Genomic DNA, 16,947 nt, shown 5'->3' with positions numbered 1-16,947 from the left:
GCGCTCACAGCGCCGGCGAGAGAGCGCGTCTCAAATGCTGCAGCAGCGCCTGGACGGCCGCGGCATTCACCCGCCGCTCGGGAATGGCAGCCTTGACCCACAGTTCAGGAATCACAAAATCCGGCAGCACCGCCTGCAATGTGCCGCTGCGCAGCGCGTCGGCCACGAGATAGTGCGAGATCAAGGCAATGCCGTTGCCTGCGATCGCACTTTTCACCAATACGTGGCCTTCGTTTGAGCTCAGGAGCGGGCGCACCTGGATACTGGTTCGGCCACGCGGCCCGTCAAACGTCCATTCTGATCCGGTGGGGAGAAAGCTCAGGCAATGATGATCGACCAGCTCGCGCGGGTGCTGGGGCACGCCATGGGCTGCGAGATAGGCGGGCGAGGCGCATAGCAATCGCTTCAGCGAGCAGAGCGGCTCGTCAACGACGCCGCCGAAAGAATGCGGGAACGCGCCGATGGCGATATCAAATCCTTCCGTCACCGGATCGACCGGTCGGTCGATCAGCACGATTTCAAGCTTCAGCCGTGGATTTTGCGTCTGGAAGGCGCTGAATGCATCGGCAAGCCGGGCGATGGTGAGCGAGGTGGGGGCCTTGATGCGAAGGTGATCGACGAGGTCGCGATCCTTCTCGCCCATGCGCGCAAGCAGGTCGCTGGCGTCAGCCACCACGCCCCGCGCGCGATGCAGATAGCGCTGCCCCGCTTCCGTCAATCGCAACTGGCGGGTCGAGCGGCGGAACAGCGCGATGCCGATCTGGTCCTCAAGCTGCGTAACTCGCTTGGACACGACTGAGGTCGAAACGTTGAGCTTGCGGGCGGCGGCCGAAAAGCCGCCGGCCTCGGCGGAGGCCAAAAAGGCCTGAAGATTGGTGAGCGTATCCATCCACTTTTCACGATTCGAGAAAGCTGATCGCGCAATTTGCTCGATTGTAGTCTGTTACGCATCAATTCATAGTGCCGGCAACAAGAAACAGGGACGGAAGGCGACCAGTGTCGGCCAGAACGATCGAAGAACCCGCGCGCCGGGTGCCAGTCTATGGCGAATATGAAGTCGTCGTTCTCGGCGGCGGTCCCGCCGGCATTGCTGCGGCCGTGGCTGCCGCGCGCGCAGGCCGGCGCACGCTGCTGATCGAACGCTACGGTTTTCTCGGCGGCATGGGCACCGCCGCAGGGGTGACGAATTTCTGCGGACTGCATGCCAACGTGCATGGCGAGATGCGCCGGGTGGTGCAGGGGATTGCGTCCGACCTGCTGGCGCGGATCGGCTGGCTCGACGGGCTGAACGCGCCGCATCTGATCCTCGGCAAGATTTTCGCGCAGGCCTATGACACCGCGGCCTACAAGATCGCGGCCGACGATCTATTGGCCGCGCACAAGGTCGATATCCTCTTTCACGCACTGGGCGCCGGTGTGGTGATGGACGACGAGAAGCGCATCCACGCGCTGATGGTCGAGACCAAGGCGGGGCGTCAGGCGGTGCGCGCGGGCATCTTCATCGATTGCTCAGGCGACGGCGATCTCGCGGCCTGGGCGGGCGCACCCTTCGAAATCGGCGACAATGCCGGCAGCATGCTTTACCCATCGATGATGCTGCGCCTCAACGGCATCGATCCGGAAAGGGCGGGCGAGGCGTGGCGGACGATTCCGGCGCTGATGGAAAAGGCCGAAGCCGCGGGCACGCATCGTTTTCCACGCAAGTCCGCGATCGTGCGGCCGCAGCGTTCGGCAATCGAATGGCGGGTCAATTTCACCCAGCTTGCGCGCGAGGACGGCAGCGCAGTCAGCGGCATCGATCCCGATCAGATGACACGCGGCGAGATCGAAGGCCGCCGTCAGGCCGTGCAGGCGTTCGAATTCCTGCGCACCGTGCCCGGCTTCGAAAAATCCTACATCGTCGACCTGCCGCCGCAGCTCGGCATCCGCGAGACGCGGCGGGTGATCGGCGACTACATGCTGTCGGGCGAGGATGTGCTCGGCTGCGCCTCGTTCGAGGATTCCATCGGTGTCAATGGCTGGCCGATGGAGCAGCATGTCGCCGGCGACGTCGTCTTCAAGTTTCCGCCGATCCCGGAATCGCGCGGCTTTAACGAATTGCCGTATCGCATGCTGGTGCCTGAGGGCATAGACAATCTGCTGGTGGCCGGGCGCTGCGCCTCGATGACCCATGAGGGCCAATCGGCGGCGCGCGTCTCCGGCGCGTGCTTTGCGATGGGGGAGGCGGCCGGTCTCGCCGCGGCATTGGCGCTATCAGGCAATACGATTCCGCGCGACATTGCCGTTGAAAAGTTGCAACAAACGTTGAAACAACAGGGGGCGTTCATCGGGCGGGACCAGGCGATGCCCGAGGGGTTATGAAAGCCGTGCACGCCGGAGGATGAATGTGTTTATGTCGTCCCTGCGTTCGCAGGGACGACGCAAGTGGATAGCGTGCGAAAAATAAGAGGCGGAGGAAATAGGATGATGAAGTTTGCGCGGCTCGCGCTGGCGGGCCTGTTGGCGATGGCGGCGGGCGGGGTTGCACGGGCCGATGATGCGCTCAAAGCAAAAATCGGCGTGCTGCGGCTGTCATCCTCGGCGCCGGTATTCATCGCGCAGGACAGGGGCTATTTCCGCGAGGCCGGGCTCGACATCGAGCTGAAATTCTTCGATGCAGCGCAGCCGATCGCGGTGGCGACCACCTCCGGCGACGTCGATTTCGGCATCACGGCATTCACCGCCGGGCTCTATAATCTCGCCGGCAAGGGCACGCTGAAGGTGATCGGCGGCATGAGCCGTGAGAAGGCCGGCTATCCGCTGATCGGCTATTTTGCCAGCAACAACGCCTATGCCGCGGGGTTGAAGACGCCGAAGGATCTCGCCGGCAAGCGCATCGCGGTGACGCAGGTCGGCTCCAGCTTTCACTATTCGCTGGGGCTGCTCGCCGACAAATACGGCTTCAAGCTTGCGGACGTGAAGGTGATGCCGCTGCAGTCGCTGTCCAATGCCGCCGCGGCGCTGAAGGGCGAAACCGTCGATGCGGCCTTGCTGCCGATATCGACCGCACGGGCGCTGGCGGATTCCGGTGGCGCCAAGTTTCTTGGTTGGGTCGGCGACGAGACGCCTTGGCAGTTAGGCGCGGTGTTTGCTTCACCGAAGACGCTTGCCAACAAGGCGCTGGTGACGAAGCTGCTAGGCGCGCTGGTGCGCGCCGACCGCGAATATCATGACGTGATCCTGGCCTCCGTGAAGGACGGCAAGGCCGAGATCAACGACAAGACAAAACCGCTACTCGAGATCATCGCCAAATACACCAATTTGCCGGTCGAACAGGTGGTCGGCAATTGCGCCTATATCGATCCCGACGGCAAGCTCGACGTCAAGAACGTCGATAACCAGATCGCGTGGCTGCAGGAGCAGGGCTTTGTCGACAAGGGATTTGCCGCGGATGCGATCATCGCGAAGGAATATGTGAAGGCGGATTGAGGGTGTTCTTGCTTACCTCTCCCGCTTGCGGGGGAGGTCGACGCGCTTCGTAAAGAGCGCGGCGGGNGNNNNTTTATCCACTCGGCGAATACTCTTTATGTGGAAACACCCCCACCCCCAGCCCTCCCCCGCAAGCGGGAGAGGGAGCGCAGCGGTGCAAGGACCTCGGAAAAGGCGGACCACATGGACCTGATCGCCGATCATATCAGTCACCGCTTCGGCGGCCTCGACGTGCTCGATAACGTCTCATTCACCGTCGCCTCCGGCGAGGTGGTCGCGATCGTGGGGCCGTCCGGCTGCGGCAAGAGCACGTTGCTGTCGATCCTGGGCGGGCTGTTGCGGCCGAGCGAGGGGCGGGCAGAACTGCGCGGCTCGCCGCCGGACAACAGTCTCAATCCGCTGACCTTCGTGTTCCAGGATTTTGCGCTGCTGCCGTGGTGCACGGTGGAAGCGAATGTCGCGTTTCCGCTGGTTCATACCGCGCTCGATGCCGCCGCACGCCAAGCCGTCGTCGATGACGCGCTGCGCCGCACCGGCCTGTCTGATTTTCGCGGCGCCTATCCGAAGCAATTGTCCGGCGGCATGCGCCAGCGCGTCGGCATCGCGCGGGCGCTTGCGGTGCGGCCGGCGATTCTTCTGATGGACGAGCCGCTGTCGGCGCTGGATTCGCAGACCCGCGAATTACTGATGGAGGACTTTGTCCGGCTGCTCGCCGACGGCGCGATGGGCGCGGTCTACGTCACGCATAATCTGGAAGAGGCGGTGCGGCTTGCCGACCGCGTGGTGGTGCTGTCGCGCCGGCCCGGCCGCGTGCGCGAGGTCTTGAGCATCCCGATGACGCGTGCCGAACGCGGCGGCATTGATGCCCGCGGCAAATTGCTGACATTGCAGAACCAGTTGTGGTCGCTGATCCGCGAGGAGGCGATCGATGCCGAGCGTGAGGTTCAAGATGCTTGAGCGAGCGCCCTCGCAGGATACCCAGCAGGACGGGAGCGTTCCGCGGCCGGTCGCCTTCCGCGGTGCGGGTTTTGTGCCGGGCGGTGGCCGCGCTTCCGGGTGGATCGCGCTGGTGCTGGTGATCGCGCTGTGGCAATTCGCCGGCAGCGCCGGCTGGGTCAATCCGCTGTTCCTGCCGGCGCCATCAGCGATTGCAGTGGCGATGTACAAGCTCGCCGTCAGTGGTGCACTCTGGCAGCATGTTTCCGCTTCAGTCGTTCGCATCGGCTCAGGCTGGCTGATCGGCACGGTGGCCGGCGTGATCGTCGGCTTTGCAATCGGCCTCTCGACGCTGGCGCGCGGCGTCGGAATCACCTTCATCTCCGCGCTGTTTCCGATTCCGAAGATCGCGCTGCTTCCGCTCCTGATCCTCTGGCTCGGAATCGGCGAAGAGCCGAAGATCGCGACCATTGCGTTAGGGGTGTTCTTCTCCACGGCCATCTCGGTCTATAGCGGCGTCGACGCGGTGCCGCGCAACCTGATTCGGATGGCGCAGAGTTTTAACGTGCCGTTCCATGCCATCGTCCGCCGCGTGATCTGGCCCGGCGCGCTGCCCTCGATTCTTGCGGGTTTCCGCATTACGGCGTCGGTGGCGCTGCTGCTCGTTGTCAGCGCGGAAATGATCGGCGCACAGTTTGGCATCGGCGCCTTCGTGCTGCAGGCCGGCAATCTGATGCAGACCGATCAGCTCCTCGCCGGCGTCGTGATCCTGTCGCTGTTCGGGCTGGCGGTGGGGAAGGCTATCAATGTGCTGGAAGCGCGGCTGCTGCACTGGCGGTAGAGGGCGGATTTGTAGGGTGGGCAAAGCGCAGCGTGCCCACCAGCTTTATCTCCGCAAGACTGGTGGGCACGTCGCTACGCTCCTTTGCCCACCCTACGATTCTGCGCAAGCCTCACGCATTGCCGCGGTCTTCGCGGAATAGGTCGATCTTCTGCTGCACCGGGCGGTCGGAGAAAGAGAACAGCACTGAATCAACGTCCGCCTCATGCGTGACCCAGTGCCAGCTCGGCACCACGAACAGATCGCGCGCGCCCCACTCAAAAGTCTGGTCGCCGATCCGCGTGCGGCCCTTGCCTTCGATCGCGGCGAACACGGTGGCATCGGTCGAGCGGTAGCGCGCGGTCTTGAAACCCTTCGGCAATAGCTGGATGAAGGTGCCGATCGTCGGCATCGCGAAATCGCCTGTCTCGGGATTGGAGAATTTCAGTTTCAGCCCGTGGCAGGCGTCCCATTCGTCGCGCGCCTTGGCACGCTCCAGCGCCTCGCGGGTGTAGCTGTAGGGATAGTTGAAGATCGGCGAGGTCTTGGACTTTCGCTTCTCGTCGACCGGCAGCAGATTGTGGCCGTAGCGCGCAAAACTGTCGCCGGCGGGCTTGGAGATATTCTGCTGGTCCTCGTTTGCCCCTTCAGCAAACGAAGCATCGAAGAACTGCACCATCGGGATATCGAGCCCGTCGAGCCAGAACATCGGCTCATTCGTCTCGTTGGAATGATCGTGCCAGCTCATCGATGGCGTGATGATGAAATCGCCGGGCTCCATCGCCGTGCGCTCGCCGTCGACGGTGGTATGGGCGCCTTTGCCTTCGAGCACGAAGCGCAGCGCCGACTGGCTATGCCGATGAGCGGGCGCGACGTCGCCGGGAACCACCATCTGCACGCCGGCAAACAGAGAGGTCGTGACCTTGGACTGGCCGCGAAGGCCCGGGTTCTCCAGCACCAGCACCCGCCGCTCGGCTTCCTTGGCGGTGATCAGCTTGCCTGCCTCAGTCATGTAGTCGCGGATCGAATCGAATCTCCAGAGATGCGGTCGGCAGGCGCTGCGCGGCTCCGGCGTGACGAGGTCGCCCAGCACGTTCCACAGCGCGGAGAGATTGTCGCCGTCGATCTTCTTGTAGAATGCCTCGCGTTCCGGCGTCTTCTGCACGGCTTCCATGGCAAGCCTCCCGTCATTCTTTATCGTGTAGATTGACAGTATACTTACAATATCGGTAGCGTCAATGTGGTAAACCCAGGCCAGAAGAATCAGGGAGGTTCCGATGAAGCTGCATGGCTATTTCCGCAGCAGCGCGGCATACCGCGTCAGGATCGCGCTCAACCTCAAGGGGCTCACGGCAGAGCACCTGCCGCATCACCTTCGCAAGGGCGAACAGATTGCGCCGGACTATCTCGCCCTCAACCCGCAGGGGCTGGTGCCGACGCTGGAGGGCGACGACGGCGCGGTGCTGACCCAGTCGCTGGCCATCATCGAATGGCTCGACGAGACCCATCCCAACCCGCCGCTATTGCCGAAGGATCCGCTGCGCCGCGCAAAAGTGCGGGCCTTTGCGCTCGCCATCGCCTGCGACATCCATCCGGTGCAGAATTTGAAAGTGCTGGCCCGGCTGCGTCAGCTCGGCCTGCCGGAAGAGAAGGTGACGGAGTGGGCGGCCTGGGCCAACCGCGAAGGCCTTGCCGCCTGCGAAACCCTGATCAAGGGCGAGAAGGGGCCGTTCTGCTTCGGTGACGCGCCGATGGTTGCCGATCTCTGCCTGGTGCCGCAGCTTGCCAATGCGCGGCGCTTCGGCGTCGACGTATCGGGCTTTTCGCGCCTGCTCGAGGCGGAAGCCACAGCAAAGCAAATGAAGGCATTCACTGATGCCGCGCCGGACAGGCAGCCCGATGCCGAGTAAGCCACAACCGATCACGATGGACGCGGTCTATACCGCGCCCGGCTATCTGTTCCGGCGGATGCAGCAGATCGCGGTCTCTATCTTCGTCGAGGAATGCAGCGCGTTCGACCTGACGCCGGTGCAATATGCGTCGCTGGTGGCGATCCACACCCATCCGGGCATCGATGCCACCCGGCTGTCGGCGGTGATCGCGTTCGACCGCTCGACCCTAGGCAACGTCATCGAACGGCTGGAGAGCAAGGCGCTGATCGAGCGCAAGCCCTCGCGCGAGGACAAGCGCGTCAAGCTGCTCTATCTCTCGAAATCGGGCGCCGCAGTGCTGCGCGACATCATGCCGTCGGTCGAGCGCGCCCAGGTCAGGATGCTGCAGCCGCTGAAGCCGGCCGACCGCAAGACGCTGCTGGCGCTTCTGACGCAGCTTGTCGATCTCAACAATGAAGCCTCGCGCGTGCCGCTGCGCGCCGAGGACGCGCTGGAGCATCTGGGAAAGGCGGGGTGAGGGGGCGGGCGAGGGACGGGGAGGCGCGCCAAAAACTCCGCTGTCGTCCCGGCCTTGAGCCGGGACCCATAACCACAAATATTTGTGTTGGGGCAGGCTGTGGCTGCAGCCAAAGCCATAACTGACATCAGCGGTTATGGGTCCCTGCGTTCGCAGGGACGACGTCGAGTTTGCGGATGCGCTACATCCTCATCAGCGCTTGGCGGTCGATCTTGCCTGTGCCGGTCTTCGGCAGTTCCTCGATGAAGGTGATCTCGCGCGGATATTTGTAAGGCAGCAGCTTTGCCTTGACGTAATCCTGCAGCGCCTTCGTGGCGTTCTTCGCGTCGAACTCGCCCTTGTTCATCACCACCACCGCCTTCAGTGTCATGCGCCGATCGGGTAGTTCGGCCGCAAATACCGCGCATTCCCTGATATCGGGATGCTCGGCAAGGCAGAGCTCGACCTCGAGCGGATAGACCCATTGGCCTGAAATCTTGACCAGGTCGTCGGCGCGGCCGCGGAAGAAATGGAAGCCGTCGGCATCGCGCATGAAACGGTCGCCGGTGTAGATCCAGCCACCCTCGCGAATGGTCTCGGCCGACTTGTCTGGCCGGTTCCAGTACAGCGGCGTGTTGGAATCGCCGCGCACCCACAAGATACCTTCCTCGCCGTCGGCGACTTCGCGGCCGTCCTTGTCCCTGAGCAGGATTTCATAGCCGGGCACGCGCAGGCCCGCGGCGCCGAGTTTCTTCTGCTCGGGAAGGTTGGAGAGATAGATGTGCAGGACTTCCGTCGAGCCGAGCCCTTCGATGATCTCGAGCCCCGTCAGCTTCTTCCAGCCGTTGAACACTTCCGCCGACAGCACTTCGGCCGCCGACAGCGCCATCCGCAGCGACGAGAAATCGGTTGCCGCCGCGCCCTCGGCCTTGGTCAGCGAGGTGTAGAGCGTCGGCAATCCGTAGAACACGGACGGTCGATACGTTTCGATCGCCTGGAAGATCGTGCCCGGCTTCGGCTGTCCCGGCAGCAATAGCGTCGCCGCACCGACCGAGAACGGGAAGGTGATGGCATTGCCGAAGCCGTAGGCGAAGAAAATCTTCGGTACCGAGAAACAAATGTCGTCAGCCGTCAGCTTGAGCACGCTGCGGGCAAACGCCTGCTCGCTATAGGCCATGTCGTGCTGCAGATGCACGATGCCCTTGGGGCGTCCGGTCGATCCGGAGGAATACATCCAGAACGCCATCTCGTCGCGGTGGGTGTCGGCTTCCGGAAGATCGGTGGCGAAGCCTTGCAGCCACGTCGCCGCGTCGACGGTGTTCGGCACGGCGTGCTCGCCCGCTACGCCATTGACCACAACAAGGGTCTGCAGCGGCGTATCCTTGCAGGCCTCCGCGTTGAACCGCGAGGTAAACTCGGCCTCCGCGACCGCTACCGCTGCGCCCGCGTCCGAGAGATAGAACTGCAGGAGGTCCGGCGGCGTCAGCGTGTTGATCAACAGCGGCACGAAGCCGGAGCGCACCGCGCCGAAAAACGCCGCCGGATAGGCCGGCGTGTCGTCGAGGAACATCAGGACGCGGTCGCCGCGCTTCAAGCCCAGCGACTCAAAGCCGTGGCCCCATTGCGCGGCCTCCGCGCAGAGCTCTGCATAAGTGCGCGTACCGCGGGGGCCGGTCAGCGCCAGCCGCTCGCCGCGGCCGGCCGCGAGATTATCGAACAGGATGCGGCTCGCGTTATAGCGTTCCGGGATCGCAAAGCCGATCTCGCGCGCGCCCGGATTGTCGCGGGGGACCAAATCGGAAATTTCTGAGGTCATGCCTGGCTCCCGATTCTCTTCGCTGCCTCGTAACGCGTCATGAATTCCGGCGACATCGCGCGCAGCCGCGCGTCGGCGATCCGCCCGGAGCGGGTGATGTAGCTGTAGGCAAAATCCATCAGATGGAGCTTCATGTGTTCGGGGAAATGTTCGTACCAGTCGGCGCTGGTGCGCGCCGCGGTCACCAGCTTCTGCACGATCGGCTTGCGTTCGGTCTGGTAACGGGCGAGGCCTGCGGGAATAGCGTTCTCCGCCTCCAGCGCCTTGGTTAGCGCGATCGCGTCCTCGATGGCGAGCCGCGTGCCTGAGCCGATCGAGAAATGCGCGGTGTGCAGGGCGTCGCCGATCAGCACCATGTTGCCGTGCGACCAATTCTCGTTCCAGATCCAGGGAAAATTGCGCCACACTGATTTGTTCGAGACCAACGAGTGCCCGTCGAGAGTATCCGCAAATATTTCCTCGCAGATCGCCTGCGACTGTTCGATCGTCTTGTGCTCGAAGCCATAGGCCTGCCAGGTCGCCGCATCGCATTCGACCAGGAACGTGCTCATGGCGGGCGAATAGCGATAGTGATGCGCGTTGAAGAACCCCAGATCGGTCTTCACGAACGTCTGCGACAGCGTAGCAAAGCGCTTGCTGGTGCCGTACCAGGCGAATTTGTTGGTCGAGTGCCAAACCGAGGCGCCGAATTCTTTCTCAAACCCGCGCCGCACCAGCGAGTTCAGACCGTCGGCTGCAACGATCAGGTCGTATCCGGCGAGTTCGTCGATCGACTGGATCGTGGTGTCGTATCGCGCCGCCACGCCTGCCGCACGCACGCGCTGCTGCAGGATGGTCAATAGTTCGAGCCGGCCGATCGAGGAGAAGCCGACGCCGTCGATCTCGACACTCTCACCACGCAAATTGAGCGTGATGTTCTTCCAGCTCTCCATCCGTGGTGTGATGGCATCGACCGTCTCGGGGTCGTCGGCGCGCAAGAATTCCAACGCCTGTTCGGAGAACACCACGCCAAACCCCCAGGTCGCGCCTTCGGGGTTCTGCTCGAACAGATCGATTTGCGCGTCCGGATGACGGCGCTTCCAGAGATAGGCGAAATAGAGGCCGCCGGGGCCTCCGCCAATGACGGCGATACGCACGTCTTCCTCCCAATCGACAGTATACTTACTAATTTGGATGGGGAGACTAATCCGTGCTGGATATTTGCGCTACAGAAAAATGATGAGGGAAGGCAGCTGGCGTCTGGTCCCGATCGTGTCAGGACCGAGCGCCCAATGGCCCGGTTTCGCCCGCCGGTTCTGTCCGCGAACGGTTGTCCGGTCTGCGGCAACTCTGGCTTGATCGAAGCTTCGGGCTCAGGTGCAGCGCCGAACCTTCGCGCCGTTCACCCACACGGTCCTGCAAACTACCGCCGGTTTGCGGACGACGACCGCGCCGCGCGCTCCGGCGCAGCCGGCGCGATAGACGCCCTTGGCGCATACAGCGGCGTTGGCTTCAGTCGATTCAAAGGTCATGGTGGTGCCGAACGCGAAGAGGGCGGATGCAATGATCAGCAAATAACGCATGTCGGTCTCCCGAACTTGTACTGTTGATGCTCAGTCTCGAAAGTCTCTCTTTCAAAGTTTCTTGGAAAAAGTTCTGCGGATGCTTCTCACGGCGTACACGGACGACGATCTTGTTTGGGTTGCCGGTCGTTGAACGGATTGTCCGCAGATCAGGCAGGCTGCATCCTTGTGATTATCGCGCCGCGAATTGTGACAGCACGTCCTTGCAGGCCGGCGAAAGTTGGGCGGCATTGGTTGCAAGACACTGCACGATCCGGCCGCCGCCAGCGGGCACACCGCCGCAAATCGTGCGCACGTCCGCGCCGCAGGCCGAGCGCAGCACGAACAGCTCTTCACGGGGGCGCATCGGCCGCAGCACGATCGTGATCGGCGCCGCCGCCGGCGCAGCGGTAGCCGCGGCTCCCGCTGCGGCCGGAGCAGCGACTGCTGCGGCAGGTGCCGCGCCACCGCCGCTCGCGGCGGAGACGGCTTTCTCGCAGCCGGCTGAAAGCTTGGCCTTGTTCTTTTCCAGGCACTGCAGTGCCGGCGCGCCGCCGGTCGGCACGCCAGCACAGACCTTCGGATAGTCGGAGCGGCATGCGCTGCGGATCGCGGAGATCTGGGCGCTGGACGGTTGTCCGGCAGGAGGGGCAGCGGCAGTCTTTGGCTCAGCGGACTTGGCCGGCGCCGCCGTTGCGGCAGCAGGCGCTGCGGATTTCGGTGCTGCTGTCTCGGCCGGCTTGGCGGGTTCGGCGGGCTTAGCCGTCTCCGCCGGCTTGGCAGGCGCGGCTGCCGGTGCTTCCACCGCGCGCACCGCGCTCTGGCAGCCCGATGAGAGGCTCGACATGTTCTTCTGCAGGCATTGCAGCGCGGCCTCGCCGCCCGGCGGCACGCTGGAGCAACGCGCCATATAGTCCGAACGACACTGCGACTTGATCGCGTCGCGTTGCGCCTGGCTCGGCGCCTGCGCAAGTACGGGTGCTGCAATTGCGAATGTCGCGGCTGCCAGTAACGGTCCAAGCTTTCTCGCGCGCGTCACCGTGTTGATCATTTGAATAAATCCTTTGTCGTCGCCGGAAGCCGCCGCTCCAACCGAAGTGAAATGTGCTTTCAGAAAAAATCGGGTCGTATCATTTTCGCTTTCCAGTTCCGCCGCAAGCGGATTGTTGCTATTTTCATGGGATGGCGGAAAGCCGATTTCTGATTAAAGCCTTTTCCAGAAACAAGACCGATTGAGGCACCAAAAATGAAGGCTTGGCGTTCGCCTGCACGCCTGAGATCACACGGCACCGCCGCGCAAAAAGGCGCTGCCGCCTGCCGCGCAGCTTTCGCCATTGCTGCGATGGGCATCTTAAGTGCCTGCGAACAAAATACTTTTGTCCCGCCTCCGCCGCCGAAAGTCGAAGTTGCACCGCCCCTGCAACGGCCTTTCACGCGCTATCTGGAAGCGACCGGCAATACGGCGGCGATCAAGAATGTCGATCTGGTCGCGCGCGTGCAGGGCTTTCTGCAATCGATCAACTACACGGACGGCGCCTACGTCAAAGAAGGCACATCCCTGTTCACGATCGAGCCGGACACTTACAAGCTGAAGCTCGAACAGGCGCAGGCCGCGGAATCCGGCGCGCAGGCTTCGGTGCGACAGACCGAGGCGGATTTCAAGCGCCAGCAGGAGTTGGTGCAGCGGCAGGCCGTTTCCCAGGCCACGCTGGATAATTCCACCGCGGCCCGCGACAATGCGCAGGCGAGCCTGCTGCAGGCCCAGGTCAATACCAAGATCGCGGCAGTTAACTACGGCTACACCAATGTGGTCGCGCCGTTCGACGGCGTCGTCAGCGCGCATCTCGTCTCCGTCGGCGAACTCGTCGGCGCCTCGTCGCCGACGCAACTCGCCACCATCGTGGCGCTCGACCCGATCTATGTGAATTTCAACGTCAACGAACAGGACGTGCTGCGGATCCGCGAGGAAGCGCGCCGGCGCGGCCTGACGCCCGATGATCTCAGGCAAGTGCCGATCGAGGTCGGATTGCAGACCGAGACCGGCTTTCCGCACAACGGCAAGCTCGACTATGCCGCCACGACGCTGAATCAGTCGACCGGCACGCTGCCCGTGCGCGGCGTGCTGCCCAACGCGGACCGCGCGCTGCTGCCGGGCTTCTTCGTCCGAATTCGCGTGCCTTTGGACCAGGTGCAGAACGCGCTGCTCGTGCCCGACGTCGCGCTCGGCAGCGATCAGTCCGGCCGTTATGTGCTGGTCGTGAACGGCGAAAATGTCGTTGAGCAGCGCAAGGTGCGCGTCGGACCGCTGGAAGGCGAACTACGCGTCATCGAGGAAGGCCTCAAGCCCGACGACCGCGTGATTACCGCCGGGCTGCTGCGTGCGATACCTGGCCAGAAGGTCGATCCGCAAGTGAAAGTAGTCGAAGCGCAGCCAGCGTCGGCCAAGTAGGAGCCGGCCATGATTTCAAAATTTTTCATCGAGCGGCCCGTTCTTTCCAACGTCATCGCGATCCTGATGATTTTGATCGGCGGCGTCTGCCTGTTCCGGCTCGCGGTTGCGCAATATCCCGACGTTGTGCCGCCCACGGTGCAGGTCACTACACGCTATCCCGGCGCCAGCGCGAAAACCGTGATCGATACAGTAGCGCTGCCGATCGAGCAGCAGGTCAACGGCGTCGAGGACATGCTGTACATGCAGTCCTACAGCGGCGCCGATGGCTCCTATTCGCTGACGGTCACCTTTAAGATCGGCACCGACCTCAACTTCGCGCAGGTGCTGGTGCAGAATCGGGTCTCGAGCGCGCTCTCGCAACTGCCGCAATCGGTGCAGAACCAGGGCGTCACGGTGCAGAAGAGGTCGACGGCGATCCTCTTGTTCGTGACGCTGACATCGCCGAAAGCGACCTATGACAGCCTGTTCCTGAGCAATTACGCCACCATCAACATTCGCGACGAGCTGTCGCGCCTGCCCGGCGTCGGCAACGTCACCGTGTTCGGCGCCGGCCAGTATTCGATGCGGGTCTGGCTCGATCCGAACAAGCTGCAGGCGCGCAACCTGATGCCGCAGGACGTGATTTCGGCGATCCAGCAGCAAAGCCAGCAGGTCACTGCAGGCCAGGTCGGGGCGCCGCCGGCGCCTGCCGGGCAGGCGTTCCAGTATACGCTGAACGTCAGCGGCCGGCTCGACGACACTACTGAGTTCGAAAACGTGATCGTCAAGACTGGCAATAGCGGCGACGTCACGCGCGTGCGCGACGTCGGCTGGGTTGAACTCGGCGCCCAGACCTACAGCCAGATGTTCTCGCTCAATAACAAGCCGGCCACCGGCATCGGCGTGTTCCAGTCGCCGGGCGCCAACGCGCTCGAGGTCGAGCAGGCGGTCCAGAGAAAAATGGCGGAGTTGGCGAAGGGATTCCCACAGGACATCAAGTACGACACGCCATTCAACACCACCAAGTTCGTCTCCGAATCGATCAACGAGGTCTACAAGACGCTGATCGAGGCCGGCTTGCTTGTGCTCGTCGTGATCCTGATCTTCCTGCAGGACTGGCGCGCGATGCTGGTGCCGGCGACCACCGTGCCGGTGACGATCGTCGGAGCGTTCGCAGCGATGGCGGCGCTCGGCTTTACCGTCAACATCTCGACGCTGTTTGCGATCGTACTCGCAATCGGCATCGTGGTTGACGACGCTATCGTCGTGGTCGAAGGCGCAGCCCATAATATCGAGAAGGGCATGTCCGGCCATGACGCCGCGATCAGCGCGATGGACGCGCTGTTCGCGCCGATCATCGGCATTACGCTGGTGCTGGTCTCGGTGTTCCTGCCGTCGGCGTTCCTGCCGGGATTGACGGGGCGGATGTATGCGCAATTCGCGCTGGTCATCGCCGCAACCGCGCTGCTCAGTGCCATCAACGCGGCGACGTTGAAGCCAACGCAGTGCGCCCTGTGGCTGCGCCGGCCCGCGCCGCCGGAACAGCGCAACTTTTTCTATCGCGGCTTCAATGCGGTCTATAACCGTCTCGAGGCTTGGTATGGCCGGGTGATCGGTCGGCTGGTCGCGCATAGCAATGTATCCGTCATCTGTGCGTTGATCCTGATCGCGATCGGCGGTTATGGCTTGTCACGGGTGCCGACCGGCTTCATCCCGATCGAGGACCAGGGCTATCTGCTCGTGGCCGTGCAATTGCCGGATGGCGCGGCGCTCGACCGCACGCAGCGTGTGCTCACCCGCGTCAGCGACATCACCGGCAAAACCGCGGGCGTCGAGCAGGTGATCACCATCGCCGGCATTTCCGCCCTCGATAATTCCTCCAGCCTCGCCAATGCCGGCGTGGCTTATCTGATCCTCAAAGAATGGAGTGCGCGCGGCGAGGGCGAGGATCTGCGGTCGCTGTTCGTCGGCCTGAACGAAAGACTGTCTGTCATCGAGGAGGCGCGGATCCTGGTGGTCCCGCCGCCGCCGATCCAGGGGATCGGCAATGCCGCCGGCTTTGCGATGCAGGTGCAGCTCCGCGACGGCATTTCCGACTTCAGCAAGCTGCAGGCGATCACGGGCGCGATGGTTTCCAATGCGGCGTCGCAAAGCGCGCTGCAGCGGGTCAGCTCGCCGTTCCGCTCGACGGTGCCGCAGTTCGACGTCGAGGTGGACCGGGTCAAGGCCCAGACCATGCGTGTCACCACCGATCAGGTCTTCTCGACATTGTCGTCCTACATGGGATCGAGCTTCGTCAACCAGTTCAACAAGTTCGGCCGCACCTTCCAGGTCTATGCGCAGGGAGATGCGCAATTCCGCCTGACCCCGCGCGACATCGAAAAGCTGACCGTGCGCAACAGCCAGGGCGACATGATCCCGCTCGGCGCGGTGGCGAAGATCACGCCGGCGGTCGGGCCGTCGCTGATCAGCCTGTATAATCTCTACCCATCGGCATCCATCATCGGGCTGCCGGCGACGGGTTACAGCTCCGGCCAGTCGATGAACCTGATGGAAGAGATCGCCGCCAAGACGCTCCCGCCGGGCACCGGCTTCGAGTGGACAGCGATGTCGTACCAGGAGAAGGTCGTCGGCGGCCAGATCTACTGGGCGTTCGGCTTGGCCCTGCTGCTGGTGTATCTCGTGCTGGCCGGACAATATGAGAGCTGGTACGCGCCGATCTCGGTCATTCTTGCGGTACCGCTGTCATTGCTCGGGCCGATGCTGGTGCTGAGCGGGCTGAGGATCGAGAACAACCTCTACACCCAGATCGGCATCATCCTGCTGATCGCGCTGTCGGCCAAGAACGCCATCCTGATCGTCGAGGTGGCGCTCGAACTTCACGTGCGCAACCGCAAACCGCTCTTGGAATCCGCCGTCGAGGCAGCTCGCGCCCGCTTCCGTCCGATCCTGATGACCTCGTTCGCCTTCATCCTCGGCGTCGTGCCCCTCGTGCTCGCTACCGGCGCCGGCGCCAATGCGCGAAAGTCGATCGGCATCACCGTGTTCTCGGGCATGCTGGCGTCAACGTGCCTGGCGGTGCTGTTCGTGCCGACGTTCTTCGTCGTGATCCAGCGGTTCGAGAACTGGCTGAAGGAGCGGAAGGCGAAGAAGGCGGGTGCGCAGGCGACGGCGGCGACGCATTAAGATCCGTAGGGTGGGCAAAGCGAAGCGTGTCCACCACCGAGCGAACCAGTGGATAGATGGTGGGCACGGCGCAAACGCGCCTTTGCCCACCCTTGTATTAGCGCGAAGGATTAAACTGGCATCGTTCCGTGAGGAATGGCCCAGCCTGGGTGGCCACCCGGGCTGGGCCGCCGATTGATCGGATCGATGCCCACCGAAGCCTAGAGGGCTGTCTTACGTAGCAAGATCGCAGTCGGCACTTCATCGGGACCCGGATGGTTGAACGAACTTTAGGTTCGCATCACAAGGGAGGGTCGACGAAGATGGCCAAGCGTACCACAATCTGTGCCGGGATCGATACCGGCAAACGGAAGCTCGACGT

At 63.1% G+C, this 16,947-nt stretch carries 15 protein-coding genes; 8 read left to right on the top strand and 7 right to left on the bottom strand.

The window, feature by feature from the left end:
• Window positions 1-4: 4 nt before the first annotated feature.
• Complete coding sequence (locus tag YUO_RS0112720) at window positions 5-889, bottom strand: LysR family transcriptional regulator (protein WP_028347601.1); 885 nt, start codon at window positions 887-889, stop codon at window positions 5-7.
• A gap of 107 nt (window positions 890-996) precedes the next feature.
• Here YUO_RS0112720 and YUO_RS0112715 point away from each other — a divergent pair, with 107 nt between their 5' ends.
• From YUO_RS0112715 to YUO_RS0112700, 4 genes are all read left to right on the top strand, one after another.
• Entirely contained in the window at window positions 997-2,361 is a 1,365-nt protein-coding gene (locus YUO_RS0112715; RefSeq protein ID WP_028347600.1) for an FAD-dependent oxidoreductase, read from the top strand.
• Window positions 2,362-2,463: 102 nt separating this feature from the next.
• Window positions 2,464-3,468, top strand: a complete 1,005-nt coding sequence (locus tag YUO_RS0112710) for an ABC transporter substrate-binding protein (protein WP_028347599.1) — start codon at window positions 2,464-2,466, stop codon at window positions 3,466-3,468.
• A gap of 183 nt (window positions 3,469-3,651) precedes the next feature.
• On the top strand, window positions 3,652-4,425 hold the full coding sequence (locus YUO_RS0112705; protein WP_028347598.1) for an ABC transporter ATP-binding protein: 774 nt from the start codon (window positions 3,652-3,654) through the stop codon (window positions 4,423-4,425).
• Window positions 4,418-5,245: an ABC transporter permease gene (locus YUO_RS0112700; protein ID WP_028347597.1), complete on the top strand. Its 828-nt coding sequence runs from the start codon at window positions 4,418-4,420 to the stop codon at window positions 5,243-5,245. Before YUO_RS0112705 ends, YUO_RS0112700 begins: the two co-directional genes overlap by 8 nt.
• A gap of 112 nt (window positions 5,246-5,357) precedes the next feature.
• Here the strand turns inward: YUO_RS0112700 and gtdA are convergent, their stop codons facing one another.
• Window positions 5,358-6,398 carry a gentisate 1,2-dioxygenase gene (gene gtdA / locus YUO_RS0112695; protein ID WP_028347596.1) on the bottom strand — a complete coding sequence of 347 codons (1,041 nt, stop codon included), beginning with the start codon at window positions 6,396-6,398 and terminating at the stop codon, window positions 5,358-5,360.
• A 103-nt stretch (window positions 6,399-6,501) separates the two neighbouring features.
• Between gtdA and maiA the strand changes: the two genes are divergently transcribed.
• Both maiA and YUO_RS0112685 read left to right on the top strand, forming a co-directional pair.
• Complete coding sequence (gene maiA, locus YUO_RS0112690) at window positions 6,502-7,134, top strand: maleylacetoacetate isomerase (RefSeq protein ID WP_028347595.1); 633 nt, start codon at window positions 6,502-6,504, stop codon at window positions 7,132-7,134.
• Window positions 7,124-7,633, top strand: a complete 510-nt coding sequence (locus YUO_RS0112685; protein WP_028347594.1) for a MarR family winged helix-turn-helix transcriptional regulator — start codon at window positions 7,124-7,126, stop codon at window positions 7,631-7,633. Before maiA ends, YUO_RS0112685 begins: the two co-directional genes overlap by 11 nt.
• A 181-nt stretch (window positions 7,634-7,814) precedes the next feature.
• On the opposite strand, the gene YUO_RS0112680 is transcribed toward YUO_RS0112685, so the two are convergent.
• The 5 genes from YUO_RS0112680 to YUO_RS47150 all read right to left on the bottom strand — a co-directional run bounded on the left by YUO_RS0112680 (window position 7,815) and on the right by YUO_RS47150 (window position 12,319).
• Entirely contained in the window at window positions 7,815-9,428 is a 1,614-nt protein-coding gene (locus YUO_RS0112680) for a benzoate-CoA ligase family protein (RefSeq protein WP_028347593.1), read from the bottom strand.
• The gene (locus YUO_RS0112675) at window positions 9,425-10,564 is read right to left on the bottom strand and encodes an FAD-dependent monooxygenase (protein ID WP_028347592.1); all 1,140 of its coding nucleotides are present in this window, start codon (window positions 10,562-10,564) and stop codon (window positions 9,425-9,427) included. The genes YUO_RS0112680 and YUO_RS0112675 overlap by 4 nt, the downstream gene beginning before the upstream one ends.
• A gap of 216 nt (window positions 10,565-10,780) precedes the next feature.
• A complete protein-coding gene (locus YUO_RS0112670; protein ID WP_028347591.1) occupies window positions 10,781-10,990 on the bottom strand; it encodes a hypothetical protein in 210 nt (69 codons plus the stop codon).
• 172 nt (window positions 10,991-11,162) lie between these two features.
• Entirely contained in the window at window positions 11,163-12,020 is an 858-nt protein-coding gene (locus tag YUO_RS0112665; protein ID WP_028347590.1) for a cysteine rich repeat-containing protein, read from the bottom strand.
• Between the two features lie 59 nt (window positions 12,021-12,079).
• Window positions 12,080-12,319 carry a hypothetical protein gene (locus YUO_RS47150; protein ID WP_198028032.1) on the bottom strand — a complete coding sequence of 80 codons (240 nt, stop codon included), beginning with the start codon at window positions 12,317-12,319 and terminating at the stop codon, window positions 12,080-12,082.
• On the opposite strand from YUO_RS47150, the gene YUO_RS0112660 reads away from it, so the two are divergent.
• Complete coding sequence (locus tag YUO_RS0112660; RefSeq protein ID WP_028347589.1) at window positions 12,216-13,418, top strand: efflux RND transporter periplasmic adaptor subunit; 1,203 nt, start codon at window positions 12,216-12,218, stop codon at window positions 13,416-13,418. The two genes, YUO_RS47150 and YUO_RS0112660, sit on opposite strands and share 104 nt — an antisense overlap.
• Before the next feature lie 9 nt (window positions 13,419-13,427).
• A complete protein-coding gene (locus YUO_RS0112655) occupies window positions 13,428-16,586 on the top strand; it encodes an efflux RND transporter permease subunit (RefSeq protein ID WP_028347588.1) in 3,159 nt (1,052 codons plus the stop codon).
• Window positions 16,587-16,947 lie beyond the last annotated feature (361 nt).

This window comes from Bradyrhizobium murdochi, from assembly GCF_000472965.1.
GTDB lineage: Bacteria > Pseudomonadota > Alphaproteobacteria > Rhizobiales > Xanthobacteraceae > Bradyrhizobium > Bradyrhizobium murdochi.
This window is presented reverse-complemented; position numbering and strand designations above follow the sequence as displayed.